This window comes from Gilliamella sp. B14384G12, from assembly GCF_016101825.1.
Lineage (GTDB): Bacteria > Pseudomonadota > Gammaproteobacteria > Enterobacterales > Orbaceae > Gilliamella > Gilliamella apicola_N.
This window is the reverse complement of the sequence record NZ_JACFPU010000002.1, coordinates 197,830-214,714: the sequence shown is the minus strand read 5'-3', so window position 1 is coordinate 214,714 and position 16,885 is coordinate 197,830. Positions and strand designations below refer to the sequence as shown.

Genomic DNA, 16,885 nt, shown 5'->3' with positions numbered 1-16,885 from the left:
TTATTCACAAAGAAACTTAGGTAAAAAAAATCCCAATAACAAAGTTATTGGGAAAACATAAGGAATAGGAAAACAATGAAATAAATGCATTGTCGAGCGTTAGTATGCGCTTTTTTTCCAAGAATGTATGTAAAAATAAATAAATTATTAATTAAATGGTTAGTATTAATATCGTTAAATAAGTGTAAATTTAAAAAATTATTTTCTAATAAATTTATATTTATTATATAATTATTCATAAAAATATTTCTAATAACGAATTTAAAAATAGTTTACCTCGTTCAGTTATTTGCCAACCCAGTTCATTTTCAATTAAATAATTCTGTTCAATAGCAAAATTAATTTGTTTGTTTACAGTCTGTAGAGGTAAAAAAGTTCGTTGCTCAAATTCATGTTTAGGTACAATTTCAAATAACCGAAAACGATTCATAAAAAATTCAAATGGTAATTCTTCTTTTGCAACAATATAAGATCTATCTAAATAACGTCCTTCCAAATAACCTCTAGGATGACGTGTTTTTATTGTACGAATAATCTCACCATTCGATCGCGTAATTTTGCCATGAGCTCCACAACCAATACCTAAATAATCGCCGAAACGCCAATAATTTAAATTATGTTGACATTGAAAATCTGGTTTAGCATAAGCTGAAGTTTCATATTGTTGGTATCCATGATCCGTTAATAATTGGTGACCTTGTTGATAAATTTCCCATAAATTATCGTCATCTGGTAATACTGGTGGTTTTGAACCAAATAATGTATTGGGCTCTATCGTTAATTGATACCATGATAAATGGGGAGGAGCAATCTCAATTGCTTGTTTCAAATCATATAAAGCATCATCCACACTTTGATTAGGTAAACCGTGCATTAAATCTAAATTAAAGCTACGTAAATTTAGGTTATGAGCAAGCGTACCTGCATTTATGGCTTCCTCTGGATTATGTATACGCCCTAAGTTTTTAAGTTTATTGGCTTGAAAACTTTGAACACCAATTGAAATTCGATTAATTCCTGCTTGTTGATAACCATTAAATCTATCTACATCAACAGAATTGGGGTTAGCTTCAATTGTGATTTCTGCATCCTTGTTTATCGGAATGATTTGGTTAACCTTTGTCAAAAGTTTAGCAATTAGTTCAGTAGAAAACAGGCTTGGTGTACCGCCACCAATGAAAATTGAGTGAATTGAACGATCAGAGCACAGAACAACATCTTGTTGCAGATCTTTAATCAAATTATCAATATATGCTTCATAATCAGGGCTTTTTTTCACAGTATGTGAATTAAAATCACAATAAGGACATTTTTGCACACACCATGGCATATGAATATATAGGCTTATTGGGATTTTATACTGAAACATATACATTTCCTGAAACTTTTTGACAAATAATAAATGATGATTTAATGAGTGCGGGGTATATTACTCTAATTAACTAAAAAAAGCTTATTTACGTTATATCGTTTTTATAATGCGCTCAAAAAGCGTAAAATCAATACCAGTATTTAAATTAATTTTTTAGACATTGATCGTCGATCAAGTTAAATATAGGAGTCAATATGAATATTTATAAACAAATTTTAGATAGTACTACAGAATCAAAATTATTAAGCTCATCTGTAAAACAGACAAAATTTGGTGAATTACCTATTTTAGTTATTCAGCATAAAAGTTGCTATGCTGCTGTTAGTTTGCAAGGTGCACATTTATTATTCTGGCAACCTTCAACTGAGCAGACGCCTGTTATTTGGTTAAGTAAACAATCAAAATTTGAAAAAGGTACCGCAATTCGTGGCGGTGTGCCAGTTTGTTGGCCTTGGTTTGGACCTTTAGGAACACCTTCTCATGGCTTTGCTCGTATTGTTGAATGGACTTTAGACTCATGTAATGAAGATGATAACGGTGTCGATCTTGTATTGGTACTCTCTAATAATCAACAAACAAAACCTTATTTTGACAAACCGTTTAATGTATCTTTAAAGATCCATTTAGGTAAAACTTGCGAGGTGACTTTGAGCTGCTCAGGCGACTTTGAAGCAACCAGTGCGCTGCATACTTATTTTGGCATTGACAATATTAGTCATGTTGTTGTTAGTGGATTAGGTGATACTTATCAAGACCGACTTACTGTTGAAAATAAACCAGTTACTGTTGGTCAAATGACTTTTAATCAAGAAGTTGATCGTATTTATACAAATGCCAATACTGAAATGACTATTAATGATAATGTTCGAACTATTAAGCTTACCACTACTAATGCAAGTGATGTAGTTACTTGGAATCCATGGATAGATAAAGCTAAAGCAATGGCTGATTTTGGTGATGATGAATATCAATCTATGGTTTGCGTTGAAGCAGGACGCATCAATAAACCGTTAAAATTGTCACTAAATGAACAATCAACTTATGGTTTCAAGATAGAATTGATTTAATTATTTTTTTGATTATAGTTGTACACGCAATCAATATGATACAAAGTCGATAGTATTATTTGATTGCGTTTAATCGGATTAAACTTTATAATCGCTAGCGCTTTTTAAAGCACCTATTTTATAGCCAACTACTGGGTCGCCTGTAATTGGTTTTTATTTTAAAATAATTAAGAGAAATGAAAATGTTTAAACTTAAAGCAGAAGTTAGAAAAGAGCATGGTAAGGGTGCGAGCCGCCGCCTGCGTCACGCTGGTAAATTCCCAGCCATTATTTATGGTGGAACTGAACCTGCAATCTCTGTTGTGCTTGATCACAACCAAGTCTTCAATATGCAAGAAAAACCAGAATTTTATTCTGAAGTTTTAACTATTGAAGTTGACGGTAAAGCCGTTAAAGCGAAAGTGCAGGCGGTACAACGTCACGCGTTCAAGCCAAAACTAGTTCATATGGATTTTGTTCGCGTATAATTATATTTTAATTGGATATTATCCAATCAAAGATTTAAGATAAAGGTCACCTACATGGTGACCTTTTATTTTAGAAAAAATAAGGCAAATGCCTATTATTATGATTTACCCCATTAACTAGGTATACATAGGTAATACAACAGAATAGAATAAAGTATATTCTACCACCTTAGGAGAGAACCATGTCTGATATCCCAGCTTGCAATTTAGTTATTTTCGGTGCTAAAGGGGATTTGACAAGACGCAAATTATTACCGTCTTTATATCAATTAGAAAAATATGGAAAATTGCCAACACAGACCAAAATTTTAGGTGTCGGACGTGCAGATTGGGATCATGCCGCTTATGTTGAAGTTGCGAAAGATGCATTAACCACCTTTATGTCAGAACCATTGGATGAAAATATTTGGCAAAGATTTAGCCAAAGGCTTAACTTCCATAAATTGGATGTTAATAATCTTTCAGGTTTTAATGCACTCAAAAATGAGCTTGATCAAACTCGACCTACTATTTTTTATTTTGCGATGCATCCAGGGGCTTTTGGTACTATTTGCCAAGGTCTAGCTGAAGCTGGATTAAATCAAGATCAGAATCGAATCGTCATGGAAAAACCGCTGGGTACTGATTTACAATCATCGCGTGAAATCAATGATTCAGTGGCAAAATATTTCAGTGAATCACAAGTGTATCGTATTGACCATTATTTAGGTAAAGAATCCGTTCTAAATCTATTGGCATTACGTTTTGCTAATCCACTGTTTGCCTCATTTTGGGATAGAAATTCGATCGATCATGTGGAAATAACGGTAGCCGAACAAGTTGGTATTGAGGGTCGATGGGGATATTTTGATAAAGCTGGTCAAATGCGTGATATGGTGCAAAATCATTTATTACAAATTTTAACTATGATTGCTATGTCGCCTCCTGCTAACCTAGAAGATAATAGCTTACGTAATGAAAAAATAGCAGTTCTTGATGCACTTAGACCAATAAATAAAACAAATATTCGTGAGAAAGTTGTAAGGGGTCAATATACGGCAGGATTTGTAAATGGTATTAATGTCCCTGGTTATTTAGAAGAAGATGGAGCAAATAAGGAGAGTAATACCGAAACATTTGTAGCCATTCGTGTTGATATTGATAACTGGCGCTGGGCTGGAGTACCTTTTTATTTGCGAACAGGTAAACGTTTACCAAGCAAATGCTCCGAAGTTGTTGTTTATTTTAAACCATTACCACTTAATTTATTTAGTGAATCTTATCCAGAGTTACCACAAAATAAATTAACCATTCGGTTGCAACCGGATGAGGGAATGGATATTGAAATTTTAAATAAAGTCCCAGGATTAGATAGTACGCATACGTTACAAACAACTAAGCTTGATCTCAGTTTTAATGAGGCTTTTCATCAACATCGTGCTGATGCTTATGAACGATTATTACTTGAGGTTATGCGAGGAAGACAAGCTCTATTCGTCCATCGTGATGAAGTCGAAGCCGCATGGAAATGGGTTGATTCGATTATTAGCGCTTGGGAATCAGACAAAGAGTCACCAAAAACTTATCAGGCAGGTACATGGGGGCCGGTTTCATCGGTTGCCTTAATCACTAAAGATGGGTATTCATGGCATGAATTTGAATAAAGGAAAATTAAATATGTTTACGTTAAACAAATATGAAAATAGTCAGTTGTTGACTAAAGATTTAACCTCACATATTGTTAATGCTTTAAAACAAGCAATTGAAAAAAATGGTCATGCTTCTATTGCTGTTTCTGGAGGTAAAACACCTATTCCATTGTTTACCTTACTAAGTCAACAAGATCTAGAATGGAATCGAGTTTTTATCACATTAGTTGATGATAGATGGGTTGATGATACTGATGATGCCAGTAATGAAAAATTAGTAATGACATACTTGTTACAAAATAAAGCAAAATTAGCTAATTTTATAGGACTAAAAAATAGTTATGATAATCCATTTGATGGAGCAGAACTTACTGACAAAATTTTAGATAAAGTACCAATGCCATTTGATGTGGTCATTTTAGGTATGGGAGAAGATGGTCATACAGCTTCATTATTCCCTGGAGCAGCTAATTTGCAAGCGGGCTTAGATATGAAATCAGGTCGTAAGGTTGTTGGCATGACTCCGTTGACCGCTCCTCTTGATCGTATTACCTTGACTTTACCAACTATTTTGAATAGTACAAATATCTATTTGCATTTAGTTGGAGAAAGTAAAATGGCTGTATTAGAGCAAGCAGAAAATGGCGATGATGTTAATGAAATGCCAATTCGAGCCATTTTGCAGCAAAATAAAGTTAAAGTAACTGGATTTTGGTCAGCTTCCTAAATTACATAAGTTAGCCGACAAATGTCGGCTAATTATTTTCAGATAAATTAATCCTTTGTAATATTTTGTTAATTCTTATCATTACTAAAGCAAATATTTCTACTCATTTAGCCCCATATTGTTAATCAGTTTGTGTGATTTTTATACTCAAAAGTAGCATAATCATTCGAATGTTATCTTTAACACTTTGTTATTATTTAAAATAAAAACTTTGGTGATTTTTAGTTTATTTTTAAAAAATAAAATAGAACTGTGTTGTTAAACAATGAGAAATTAATTAATTAAATGCCTATTAATTTTGTGACTTTTGTGGTAAAAAGTGGGGTTAAGTGGCAAGAAAGTCATAATTATTTAACTAATTGATTATTAACAAATAAAAAATACTAAAAATTTATAACTAACGGTGCTTTTATGTTCAGCGGTGCAACTTCAGTCACTTTAGATAGTAAAGGGCGGATGGCTATTCCTACTCGCTACCGTGAATTTTTGTCTGAAGGTATGGTTTGTACTATTGGATTATACCATCCTTGTCTTACTCTTTACTCCATGTCTGAATGGAAAAGAATTGAGCAACAACTTTCGACACTTTCCACTGTGGTTGAGGCTGAACGTAGAGTTAAACGATTATTATTAGGTTATGCAATTGAGTGTCCAATGGATAATTCAGGCAGAATTTTGTTACCGCCAACGTTACGCACATATGCCAAACTAGAAAAACATATCATGTTTGTTGGACAATCTAATAAATTCGAGATTTGGGATGAAGTAATATGGTATCAACAAATTAGTGATGATATTGCAGCATTATCAACCGATATTGCAAATTTATCTGATAATTTGAAAAGTTTAACTATTTAACAAAGAGTAAAAAAATTAATGAGCTATCAACATACTACAGTTTTATTAAATGAAGCCGTAACAGCATTGAATATAAAAAAAAACGGCATTTATGTTGATGGGACTTTCGGTCGAGGTGGGCATTCTCGTCTGATACTAGAACAACTTGGAGAGCAAGGAAAGTTAATTGCTATTGATCGTGACGCGTTAGCACAACAAGCCGCAGCTGAAATAAAAGATCCTAGATTTACCTTTATTCGTGGAGAATTTTCTAATGTTTATCAATATATTGATAATTTAGGGTTACTCGGTAAGGTTGATGGTTTTTTATTAGATCTTGGTGTCTCATCACCACAATTAGATGATCCTCAAAGGGGATTTTCATTTATGCGTGATGGCCCTCTTGATATGCGAATGAATAGCCATAAAGGTATGACTGCAAGTGAGTGGTTATTAACTAGCGATGAAGCTGATATTGCTTGGGTGCTAAAAACATTTGGGGAAGAAAAGTTTGCTAAACGTATTGCTCGGGCAATAGTTGAACAAAATAGAATTGCGCCAATAACTCGAACTTTAGAATTGGCGAATTTAATTGAAAAAGCCACACCTAAAAAAGATAAATATAAACATCCTGCAACTCGGAGTTTTCAAGCGATTCGTATTTATATCAATAGTGAATTGGAAGAAGTTGAACAGGCATTAAATAGTAGTTTGTCAGTACTGGCCGATAAAGGTAGATTGGCAATAATTAGTTTTCATTCTTTAGAAGATAGAATAGTTAAACAGTTTATTAGTAAAAATAGCAAAGGACCAGAACTTCCTGCTGGATTACCACTAACAGAACAACAAATTAAACAATATGGTGGGGCTAAACTAAAAACACTTGGTAAAGTTAAGCCAGGTGCTGATGAGATTAACCACAACCCTCGTTCACGAAGTGCAATATTAAGGGTAGCTGAAAGGAAAAATGAATCGTAATCAAAGTAATGATTTTGATAACTTATATACTGAAATTGATAGCCAAAAAAGGCCAAGAAATAGTCTATTTGGTCTAATTATTGGTGATCTGATTAAGAATCAAAAATTTTCATTACTATTACTAGTTCTTATAATTTTGTCGGCTGGTGCTGTATTAATCACAACTCAACAGGTTCGTAAACAGCTATTTGAACGTGAACAACTTTTATTAGAACAGGATGTCTTAGAGAGTGAATGGCGTAATTTAGTCATCGAAGAAAATGTACTTGCAGATCCGAAACGTGTTGAATATAGAGCAAAAAATCAATTAGATATGTCTTATGTGACACCAGAAAATGAAACCGTCATTGTGATAAAGAGTAAATAATGAAACCTGTTAAAAAAAATAATAAAGATAAATCTAAAAAGGTTTTTAAGACAAGTAAAGTAAACAAACTGAATAATAAAAAACAGTTTTTTACACCTAATCGTTTTTATGTGGTATATGGTCTTATCATTTTTGCTATTGTTTGTTTGATTATCCGAATGGCAATTTTGCAAATCATAGAACCAGATAAACTTATTGCAGAAGGTGATAAACGATCAATTCGATATCAAGAGATGGATGCGCCAAGAGCTATGATTACTGATCGTAATGGACGAGCCTTAGCTGTGAGTGTACCAATGTTTGATGTGTGGGCTGATCCAAAAATTGTTGTACAAAAAGGTGGTGTAAAAACTGATGATATAAGGTGGCAAGGATTAGCAAAAACGCTAAATATTCCGATATCAACGCTTGAGCAAAAACTGAGTAATCCGTCTATGCGCTTTGTTTATTTATCTAAACAAATAACACCGACAATCTCAAATTATTTAGAACAATTAAAATTGCCAGGGATTTCGTTTGCAAAAACGTCAAAACGCTACTATCCAGCAGCAGAGAACATTGCTCAGCTTATTGGTTTAACGGATATCGATGAAAATGGTACGGAAAAAGGTGCTGAAGGTATCGAAAAAAGTTTTAATAAATGGTTAACGGGTGAATCTGGGCAAAGAGTTATTAGACGTGACCGAGTAGGACGCGTCATTGAAGAAATAGAACGAACAGAGAGTGAAGCAGCAGAAGATTTAATATTAAGCATTGATGAACGGTTACAATCTTTAGTTTATAGCGAGCTTAGTCAAGCAGTCGCATTTAATAAAGCGGATAGCGGTACAGCCGTTTTAATTGATGTACACACGGGTGAGATTTTAGCGATGGTAACTAGTCCATCTTATAATCCTAATAATCGCTCATCAATTGATTATAATTTGCTGCGCAACAGGGCTGTAACGGATGCATTTGAACCAGGTTCTACGGTAAAACCTTTAGTTGTGATGGCTGCGTTAGAGAAAAAAATCGCTGATTTGAATACCGTTATTGATACTAGACCTTTTTTAGTAAATCGTTACGAGATTAAAGATGTGTCATATCAAAAATCATTAAATTTAGCAGGTATTTTGGAGAAATCGAGTAACGTTGGTGTGAGTAAATTGGCTTTGCAAATGCAATCTGGCGAACTTGTTGAGTATTATAGTCGTTTCGGTTTAGGACAGCCAACAGGACTCGGACTAGGTGGGGAAGTCAATGGATCAATAGCTGCAGATAGAACCAGAAAATGGGCTGATATTGAAAGAGCAACATTTGCATTTGGATATGGATTAAGTGTGACACCGCTACAATTAGCAAGAGCCTATGCAACGATTGGTAGTTATGGCATTTATCGACCTGTTTCTATTTTAAAAGTTAATGAACCTATCGAAGGTCAGCGAGTTGTACCAGAAAAAATAGCGAAAATAGTTGTTCAATTAATGGAAGCGGTAGCTGTTTCAGGTGGTGGGGCAAAAGCATCTGTGCCTGGTTATAGTGTCGGGGTTAAAACCGGTACTGCTAAAAAATTATCAAGTGGGCGCTATGTCAATCAATATTTGGCGTACACGGCCGGGATTGCACCAGCAACAAGGCCAAAATATTCGTTGGTCGTAATTATTGATAATCCGAAAGCTGGTCAATATTACGGAGGTTCTGTTTCTGCCCCAGTTTTTAGCCGCATTATGGGGGGCGTACTTAGAACTATGAATGTTAAACCAGATCGGCAAGTTGACGGTCAAACGATTATTTATTAATAGGTGGTAAATGATGGCTACAAGCACATTTAAAACATTATTTAAATTATTAGGGGGGGATGAAACTCTAAAATTAAAAAATTTCCCGCTTAATAATTTGCGAATTGATAGTCGCAAAGTGAAAGAAAATGATGTATTTGTTGCTATTAAAGGTTATTCAGTTGATGGGCGAAAATTTATTTCTGAAGCTATTTCAGCGGGCGCTGTTGTTATTTTAATTGAAAGTCATATAAAATCGAATGATTTAAAAATTGATTATTTGAAAAAAGATGATCAATCAGTTATACCACAGATCAGTGTTTTTCAACTTTCACAGCGCTTATCTGTTATTGCAAATGATTTTTATCATTCTCCATCAAAAAAATTATCGGTTATTGGCGTAACAGGTACGAATGGAAAAACTACGATTACACAACTTATTGCTCAATGTACAACATTGCTTAATGATAAAACAGCTATATTAGGTACCATTGGAAACGGAATTTATAATCATCTAGAACCATCAATTAATACAACGGCATCCGCGATAGATGTTCAATCATTATTAGCTGATTTTGTGAAAAAACATGTTAAAGTTGTGGCGATGGAGATCTCATCTCATGGACTTGCGATGAATCGAGTGAAAGGCTTAAATTGTGCCGCAACGGTATTTACTAATTTAAGTCGTGATCATCTTGATTACCATAAAACCATGAGTAAATATGCTAAAGCAAAGTGGTCGTTATTTAATCCTGATGAAAAAGAAAAACACGTTTCAAACTCGGGTAAGTCAATTATTAACTATGATGACAAATATGGTAAACGTTGGATTGAAAAGCTTTCACAAGTGACGGCTGTATCTTGTCAACCTAAATCTTTAAGACGATTAAAAGCGTTAAATACTCCTTATGTTGGCGTATCTATGATTGAATATCATGATAAAGGTGCCAAAATTCATATGGAGTCTACTTGGGGTAATGCCATTATCAACAGTCGATTATTAGGTGAATTCAATGTGTCTAACATATTGTTAGCTATAGCAACATTATTAACGCTTGATTATCCATTTTTTGCTGTAATTAATATGGCATCTTTTCTTAAACCAATTTGTGGACGAATGGAAGTCATACATTCAAACAATAATCCAACAGTCATTGTTGATTATGCCCATACGCCTGATGCATTACAAAAAGCATTACAAGCAAGTCGAATTCATTGTAAAGGATCTTTATGGGTAATTTTTGGGTGTGGTGGAGATAGAGATACAGGCAAAAGACCTTTAATGGCTGAAATAGCTGAGCAATTTGCTGACAAAGTAGTATTAACTAATGACAATCCTCGTACAGAAGATGAAATGAATATTATTCATGATATACAGCAAGGTTTCCATGATAATAAAGAGATACAAGTAATCACAGATAGAGCGCAAGCTATTACACAAACACTTGCACAAGCAAAGCCAAATGATGTGATATTAATTGCAGGAAAAGGCCATGAGGATTATCAAATTATTGGCAAAACAAAATATCACTATTCAGATCAGGAAACAGTCAGACAGCTTTTAGGAATTGAGAGTCAATTATGATCCCATTAAGTATTGAAAAAATTAAGCAACTGATAAATGGAAAATCTTATCATATTGATAATGAAAATTGGGTAGTTGAAGCTATTAGTACCGATTCGCGAAAAATTTCTAATATGTCACTATTTATAGCGCTTATTGGCGATAATTTTGATGGACATGAATTTGCCGAGCAAGCGATAAAAAATGGCGCTATAGCGGTGATTGTTAATCATAAAATTGATCATGAAATACCACAAATTATTGTAAGCGATACTCATCAGGCTTTAGGCAAAATAGCTGCATTTATTCGTCAACAAAGTAAAGCAAAAATTGTAGCGCTTACTGGTTCTTCGGGTAAGACATCAGTTAAAGAAATGACCGCTTCGATTTTACAAAATTGCGGACCAACACTTTATACACAAGGTAATTTCAATAATGATATTGGTGTACCATTAACGCTATTTCGTTTAACACAACAAGATGAGTTTGCTGTAATAGAATTAGGCGCTAATCATATCGGTGAAATTGCCTATACAACTAATATTGTTAAACCTCAAACAGCTTTAATTAATAATATTTCTGAAGCGCATCTTGAAGGTTTTGGTTCACTTGAAGGTGTGGCAATAGCTAAAGGTGAGATTTTTCAAGGGTTACCTAAAGATGGTATTGCAATAATTAATTTGGATAGTTGCAGTGATAAATGGTTTACTCAATTAACGAATAAAACTGTCTGGACTTTTTCATTGAATAATTCATCGGCAGACTTTTATGCTAGTAATATTCATATTTCAGAACATACTCGATTTATTTTACATTCCCCTCATGGCGAATGCGAAATTATATTACCATTAATTGGACAGCATAATGTTTCTAATGCTATTGCAGCTTCAGCTTTAGCTATTTCGGTAGGCGCCAATTTTGAACAAGTGGTTAAAGGTTTATCTACTTTAAACCCTGTAAAGGGGCGATTATTTCCAATAAAATTAAATGGAACACAATTAATTTTAGATGATACTTATAATGCCAATGTTGGATCGATGTCTGCTGCGATTAAAGTTTTAGCAAGTCAACAAGGGTATCGAGTGTTTGTCGTTGGTGATATGGCTGAACTTGGATACGAAGCAGAAAAATATCATCAAAAAATAGGTGAAATAGCTAAACAAGAGCAAATTGATTGTGTAGTAAGTGTTGGAAAACTCAGTCAGAGTATTAGTGAGTTTAGTGGTGTAGGTCACCATTTTATTAATAAACAAGATGCGGTTAGTTATTTACTAACTTTACTTCGTCAGTATCCAAAATTAACTATGCTTGTTAAAGGTTCGCGTAGTGCAAAAATGGAAGAACTCATCGAAAAAATACAATTTAAACAATAGTGAGTCAGGATAAAAATTATGTTGGTTTTATTATCAGAATATTTAGTTAAATATTTTACATTTTTTAATGTTATCTCTTATTTAACGGTAAGAGCTATTCTAGGTTTATTAACTTCATTAGCAATTTCGTTAATTATGGGACAAAAAGTCATTGATTGGTTGCAAAAATTACAAATCGGTCAAGTTATTCGTAATGATGGCCCAGAATCTCATTTAAGTAAAAAAGGCACTCCAACTATGGGTGGCATTTTAATTTTGGCATCTATTTCGTTATCGGTACTTCTATGGGCTGATCTTCGTAATCCTTATGTTTGGGTAACACTATTTGTATTAATTGGTTATGGAATAGTTGGCTTTGCTGATGATTATTTAAAAGTAATTCGTAAAAATAGCGCAGGACTGATTGCAAGATGGAAGTATTTTTGGCAATCGGTTATTGCTTTAGTTGTAGCGTTTGGTCTTTATGCTTATGGTAAAGATAGTTCAGTCACAGTGCTCGTTGTGCCATTTTTTAAAGATGTAATGCCACAATTAGGAGTATGTTTTATTTTACTTACTTATTTTGTCATTGTAGGGGCTGGTAACGCCGTTAATTTAACTGATGGTCTTGACGGACTTGCGATTATGCCAACTGTTTTTGTAGCAGCGGGTTTTGCACTGGTTTCTTGGGCGACAGGTAATGTCAATTTTGCTGCTTATCTGCATATTCCGTATATAAAATTTAGTGGTGAATTAATGATTATTTGTACCGCTATTATTGGGGCTGGACTAGGCTTCTTATGGTTTAACACCTATCCTGCCATGGTATTTATGGGTGATGTTGGTTCATTAGCTTTAGGTGGAGTATTTGGCATTATCTCTGTGTTATTACGGCAAGAATTTTTATTACTGATAATGGGTGGTATTTTTGTTATTGAAACGTTATCGGTCATATTGCAAGTAGGCTCCTTTAAATTACGAGGAAAAAGAATATTTCGCATGGCACCCATTCATCATCACTATGAATTAAAAGGTTGGCCAGAGCCTCGAGTTATTGTGCGTTTTTGGATAATCTCATTAATGTTAGTTGTAATTGGTTTATTAACTTTGAAATTACGCTAATCAAAATATCAGGATTGAATCATGGTTAACTATCAGGGCAAAAATGTTGTTATTATTGGATTAGGCATCACAGGTTTATCTTGTGTTGATTATTTCCTTGCTCAAAATGTTATTCCCAAAGTCATTGATACGCGTCTACAACCACAAGGATTAGAACAATTAGATGAGCGTGTTGATTACCATTTAGGGGAATTAAAAATTGATTGGCTATTAGCTGCTGATTTAATTATTGTCAGTCCTGGTATTGCGCTATTCACACCAGAATTGAAACAAGCCGCTGACAAAGGTATTGAGATTATTGGTGATATTGAGTTATTTTGTCGTGAAGTGAATCTACAAAATAATAAAAAGATTGTCGCGATTACTGGTGCGAATGGAAAAACGACGGTGACGACTTTAGTCGGTGAAATTGTTAAGTCTGCAGGTATTAAAGTAGGGGTTGGAGGTAATATTGGTCAGCCGGCATTATCTTTATTGAATCAAGACTGTGAAGTATATGTACTTGAGCTCTCAAGTTTTCAGTTAGAAACAACAAGCAGTCTAAAAGCCACTGCAGCAACAATTTTAAATATATCCGAAGATCACATGGATCGTTATCCACTAGGTCTAAAACAATATACAGCGGCTAAACAACGAATTTATCATAATGCAAAATATTGCATAATTAATCATGATGATCAATTAACCTTTCCAATATCTAAACATCATTATACTGTTTCATTTGGATTAAAAGAAGGTGATTACCATTTAGATGAACAATGTAAATATTTAATTGCTCAAAATCACGCAGTATTATCAACTAAAGATATGAAACTGACAGGTAGTCATAACTATCTTAATGCTTTGGCTGCATTAGCTATTACTGATAAATTAAATATAGATAGGCAATCCAGCTTAGCTACAATCATGAACTTTCAAGGTTTACCGCATCGCTTTGAGTTAGTTTTAGAGCAAAACGGTGTGAAATGGATTAATGATTCTAAAGCAACAAATGTTGGTAGTACAGAAGCCGCATTGAAAAGTGTTGTCTGTCATGGAAAATTATATTTGTTATTGGGTGGTGATGGTAAATCAGCTGATTTTTCACCTTTAATTCCTTATTTACAAAATAAAAATCTCGAAATTTTCTGTTTTGGTCGAGATCGCGATTTATTAGCTAAATTAGCGCCTAATTTAACTACTGTTACAGAAACAATGGCAGAGGCTATACAAATTATTGCCCAGAAAGTACAATCAAATGATGTAGTCTTGCTTTCCCCGGCTTGTGCGAGTTTAGATCAGTTTAAAAATTATATTGAACGAGGAAATCAATTTGCCAATGTAGCCAAACAGTATGTTCTAAGGAGTGAAAAATGACACTTTTTGGAATAAGAAAACAAGTTAATCCAAATATACCATTTGATAATTCATTACTTTGGACTGTGATTAGTTTAATGGTATTTGGTTTGATAATGGTAACATCTGCATCAATGTCATTTAGTGAAAACGATCCTTTTTTTTATACGCAGCGTGAATTGATTCAAATAACAATTTCATTGTTATTAATGATTATTACTTTATATATTCCTATGCAGCGCTGGCAACAATTTGGATCTGCATTATTAATTATTGCCATTATAATGTTAATTGTAGTTTTAGGTATAGGTGCTTCAATTAATGGCGCTTCAAGGTGGATTCCATTAGGTGTATTTAATTTTCAACCAGCAGAGTTAGCTAAATTATCACTGTTTATCTTTTTGGCAGGATATTTATCAAGAAAGTCAGATGAAGTGCAAAATCGATTTTGGGGATTTTTTAAACCTATGGTCGTAATGACTGTTCTTTCTATTTTGTTGCTTAAACAACCTGATTTAGGGACAGTTATTGTATTATTCATGGTAACAATCGGCATACTATTTATTGCTGGAGCCCAATTATGGCAATTTATTGCTATTTTATTAACTGGTGTAGGTGCGGTAATTTGCTTGATATTGTTTGAGGCTTATCGTTTAACTCGTTTACTAACTTTTCTTGACCCTTGGCAAGATGCTACAGGTTCAGGGTATCAATTAGTTGCATCATTAATGGCAATCGGTAGTGGCGGTATCACCGGTCAAGGAATGGGTAATTCTATTCTTAAATTGGGTTATTTACCAGAATGTCATACTGACTTTATTTTTTCAATTATTTCTGAAGAATTTGGTTATGTTGGTGTAATTACTTTATTAATTTTACTTTTCTTTTTGACATTTAAAGCATTGGCCATTGGATACCGAGCGTTAAATGATGGTTCTTTGTTTTCAGGATATTTAGCTTGTGAAATAGGTATATGGTTTGGTTTTCAAACTTTCGTCAACATTGGCGTTACATCAGGTATGTTACCAACTAAAGGATTAACATTACCATTTATTAGTTATGGTGGTTCAAGTCTTATTGTAATGAGTATTGCTGTAGCAATATTATTGAGAATTGATTTTGAATTTAGACAAAAACAGGCGCAAGCAAGAATAAGGATTATAAAGTAATGAAGAAATTGTTAGTTATGGCAGGCGGTACTGGTGGCCATGTTTTTCCTGGTATTGCCGTTGCGCATTATTTGATGCAACAAGGTTGGCAAGTGAAATGGTTAGGTACTGCAGATAGAATGGAAGCACGCCTTGTACCTGAAAATGGTATAGATATTGATTTTATCGAGATTTCAGGACTACGTGGTAAAGGGGTAATGGCATTATTAAAAGCTCCTTATAAAATTTTAAAAGCAGTGTTACAAGCCAGAAAAATCTTAAAAACTTTTCGTCCTGATGTTGTTCTAGGTATGGGTGGATATGTCTCTGGTCCAGGTGGTATAGCTGCTAAAACTCTTGGTATACCTGTGGTATTGCATGAACAAAATGGCATAGCAGGTTTAACAAATAGATACCTTGCAAAAATTGCAACAAGAGTGTTACAAGCATTTCCAACAGCATTTCCTAATGCTCAAGTAGTTGGTAATCCAGTAAGAAGTGATTTGTTAACTATTGCTAAACCTGAGGACAGATTTAAAGATCGAAATGAGCCTATTAGAGTATTAGTGATGGGAGGCAGTCAGGGAGCAAAAGTTATTAATGACATAGTACCTCAAGCGATAACAAAACTATCTGATAACTTTGAGGTATGGCATCAAACGGGTAAAGGTATGTTGAATTCAGTCATTCAATCTTATCAAAATTGTGATATGACAAAGATTAAGGTTACTGAATTCATTTCTGATGTAGCCGAAGCTTACAGTTGGGCAGATATCGTAATTTGTCGTAGCGGAGCATTAACTGTGAGTGAAATTGAAGTTGTAGGTATTGGAGCAATATTTATTCCATTTATGCATAAAGATCGTCAACAATATTGGAATGCAAAATCCTTAGCTGATGTCGGTGCGGCGCACATTATAGAACAACCAAATTTTAATGTTGAAGCGTTATCAGATTTATTATTAAATTTGAATCGTGATAAGTTAATAGATATGGCCGTTAAAGCAAAAAGTTTATCTATTGTCGATTCTACAGAAAAAGTGGCTGAAACTATTTGTTCAGTGGTAAAATAATAGTTTTTACATAATGTTATGTAATGGTTTTGGTTAATTTAAAGTGTTGGGATAAATGTTTAATTGAATTTAAAAATTAGTATTATGATTT

15 protein-coding genes are annotated in these 16,885 nt (G+C 33.8%); 14 read left to right on the top strand and 1 reads right to left on the bottom strand.

The features are described 5' to 3' along the window. Positions 1-235 precede the first annotated feature (235 nt). Positions 236-1,369, bottom strand: coding sequence for a radical SAM family heme chaperone HemW (gene hemW / locus H3S73_RS03565; RefSeq protein WP_198235597.1), 1,134 nt, complete (start codon positions 1,367-1,369; stop codon positions 236-238). Positions 1,370-1,566: 197 nt separating this feature from the next. On the opposite strand from hemW, the gene H3S73_RS03560 reads away from it, so the two are divergent. From H3S73_RS03560 to murG, 14 genes are all read left to right on the top strand, one after another. After that, a complete protein-coding gene (locus tag H3S73_RS03560) occupies positions 1,567-2,439 on the top strand; it encodes a D-hexose-6-phosphate mutarotase (protein ID WP_198235596.1) in 873 nt (290 codons plus the stop codon). 182 nt (positions 2,440-2,621) lie between these two features. After that, on the top strand, positions 2,622-2,906 hold the full coding sequence (gene rplY / locus H3S73_RS03555) for a 50S ribosomal protein L25 (protein WP_198226414.1): 285 nt from the start codon (positions 2,622-2,624) through the stop codon (positions 2,904-2,906). Positions 2,907-3,088: 182 nt separating this feature from the next. Then, positions 3,089-4,549, top strand: a complete 1,461-nt coding sequence (gene zwf, locus H3S73_RS03550) for a glucose-6-phosphate dehydrogenase (protein WP_198235595.1) — start codon at positions 3,089-3,091, stop codon at positions 4,547-4,549. A 13-nt stretch (positions 4,550-4,562) separates the two neighbouring features. Continuing rightward, positions 4,563-5,261 carry a 6-phosphogluconolactonase gene (pgl, locus tag H3S73_RS03545; RefSeq protein WP_198235594.1) on the top strand — a complete coding sequence of 233 codons (699 nt, stop codon included), beginning with the start codon at positions 4,563-4,565 and terminating at the stop codon, positions 5,259-5,261. Between the two features lie 411 nt (positions 5,262-5,672). After that, positions 5,673-6,119, top strand: a complete 447-nt coding sequence (mraZ, locus tag H3S73_RS03540; RefSeq protein WP_065737710.1) for a division/cell wall cluster transcriptional repressor MraZ — start codon at positions 5,673-5,675, stop codon at positions 6,117-6,119. An 18-nt stretch (positions 6,120-6,137) separates the two neighbouring features. After that, on the top strand, positions 6,138-7,076 hold the full coding sequence (gene rsmH / locus H3S73_RS03535; protein WP_198235593.1) for a 16S rRNA (cytosine(1402)-N(4))-methyltransferase RsmH: 939 nt from the start codon (positions 6,138-6,140) through the stop codon (positions 7,074-7,076). After that, entirely contained in the window at positions 7,066-7,443 is a 378-nt protein-coding gene (ftsL, locus tag H3S73_RS03530; RefSeq protein WP_198235592.1) for a cell division protein FtsL, read from the top strand. The genes rsmH and ftsL overlap by 11 nt, the downstream gene beginning before the upstream one ends. Further along, on the top strand, positions 7,443-9,221 hold the full coding sequence (gene ftsI / locus H3S73_RS03525; protein ID WP_198235591.1) for a peptidoglycan glycosyltransferase FtsI: 1,779 nt from the start codon (positions 7,443-7,445) through the stop codon (positions 9,219-9,221). Before ftsL ends, ftsI begins: the two co-directional genes overlap by 1 nt. A 13-nt stretch (positions 9,222-9,234) precedes the next feature. Continuing rightward, the gene (murE, locus tag H3S73_RS03520) at positions 9,235-10,785 is read left to right on the top strand and encodes a UDP-N-acetylmuramoyl-L-alanyl-D-glutamate--2,6-diaminopimelate ligase (protein WP_198226429.1); all 1,551 of its coding nucleotides are present in this window, start codon (positions 9,235-9,237) and stop codon (positions 10,783-10,785) included. Next, a complete protein-coding gene (gene murF, locus H3S73_RS03515) occupies positions 10,782-12,137 on the top strand; it encodes a UDP-N-acetylmuramoyl-tripeptide--D-alanyl-D-alanine ligase (protein ID WP_198235590.1) in 1,356 nt (451 codons plus the stop codon). The genes murE and murF overlap by 4 nt, the downstream gene beginning before the upstream one ends. Before the next feature lie 18 nt (positions 12,138-12,155). Then, positions 12,156-13,238: a phospho-N-acetylmuramoyl-pentapeptide-transferase gene (gene mraY, locus H3S73_RS03510; RefSeq protein ID WP_198235589.1), complete on the top strand. Its 1,083-nt coding sequence runs from the start codon at positions 12,156-12,158 to the stop codon at positions 13,236-13,238. Between the two features lie 21 nt (positions 13,239-13,259). Beyond that, the gene (murD, locus tag H3S73_RS03505) at positions 13,260-14,594 is read left to right on the top strand and encodes a UDP-N-acetylmuramoyl-L-alanine--D-glutamate ligase (protein WP_198235588.1); all 1,335 of its coding nucleotides are present in this window, start codon (positions 13,260-13,262) and stop codon (positions 14,592-14,594) included. Then, the gene (ftsW, locus tag H3S73_RS03500) at positions 14,591-15,742 is read left to right on the top strand and encodes a cell division protein FtsW (RefSeq protein ID WP_065737702.1); all 1,152 of its coding nucleotides are present in this window, start codon (positions 14,591-14,593) and stop codon (positions 15,740-15,742) included. Before murD ends, ftsW begins: the two co-directional genes overlap by 4 nt. Continuing rightward, on the top strand, positions 15,742-16,794 hold the full coding sequence (murG, locus tag H3S73_RS03495; protein WP_198235587.1) for an undecaprenyldiphospho-muramoylpentapeptide beta-N-acetylglucosaminyltransferase: 1,053 nt from the start codon (positions 15,742-15,744) through the stop codon (positions 16,792-16,794). The genes ftsW and murG overlap by 1 nt, the downstream gene beginning before the upstream one ends. Positions 16,795-16,885: the final 91 nt, after the last annotated feature.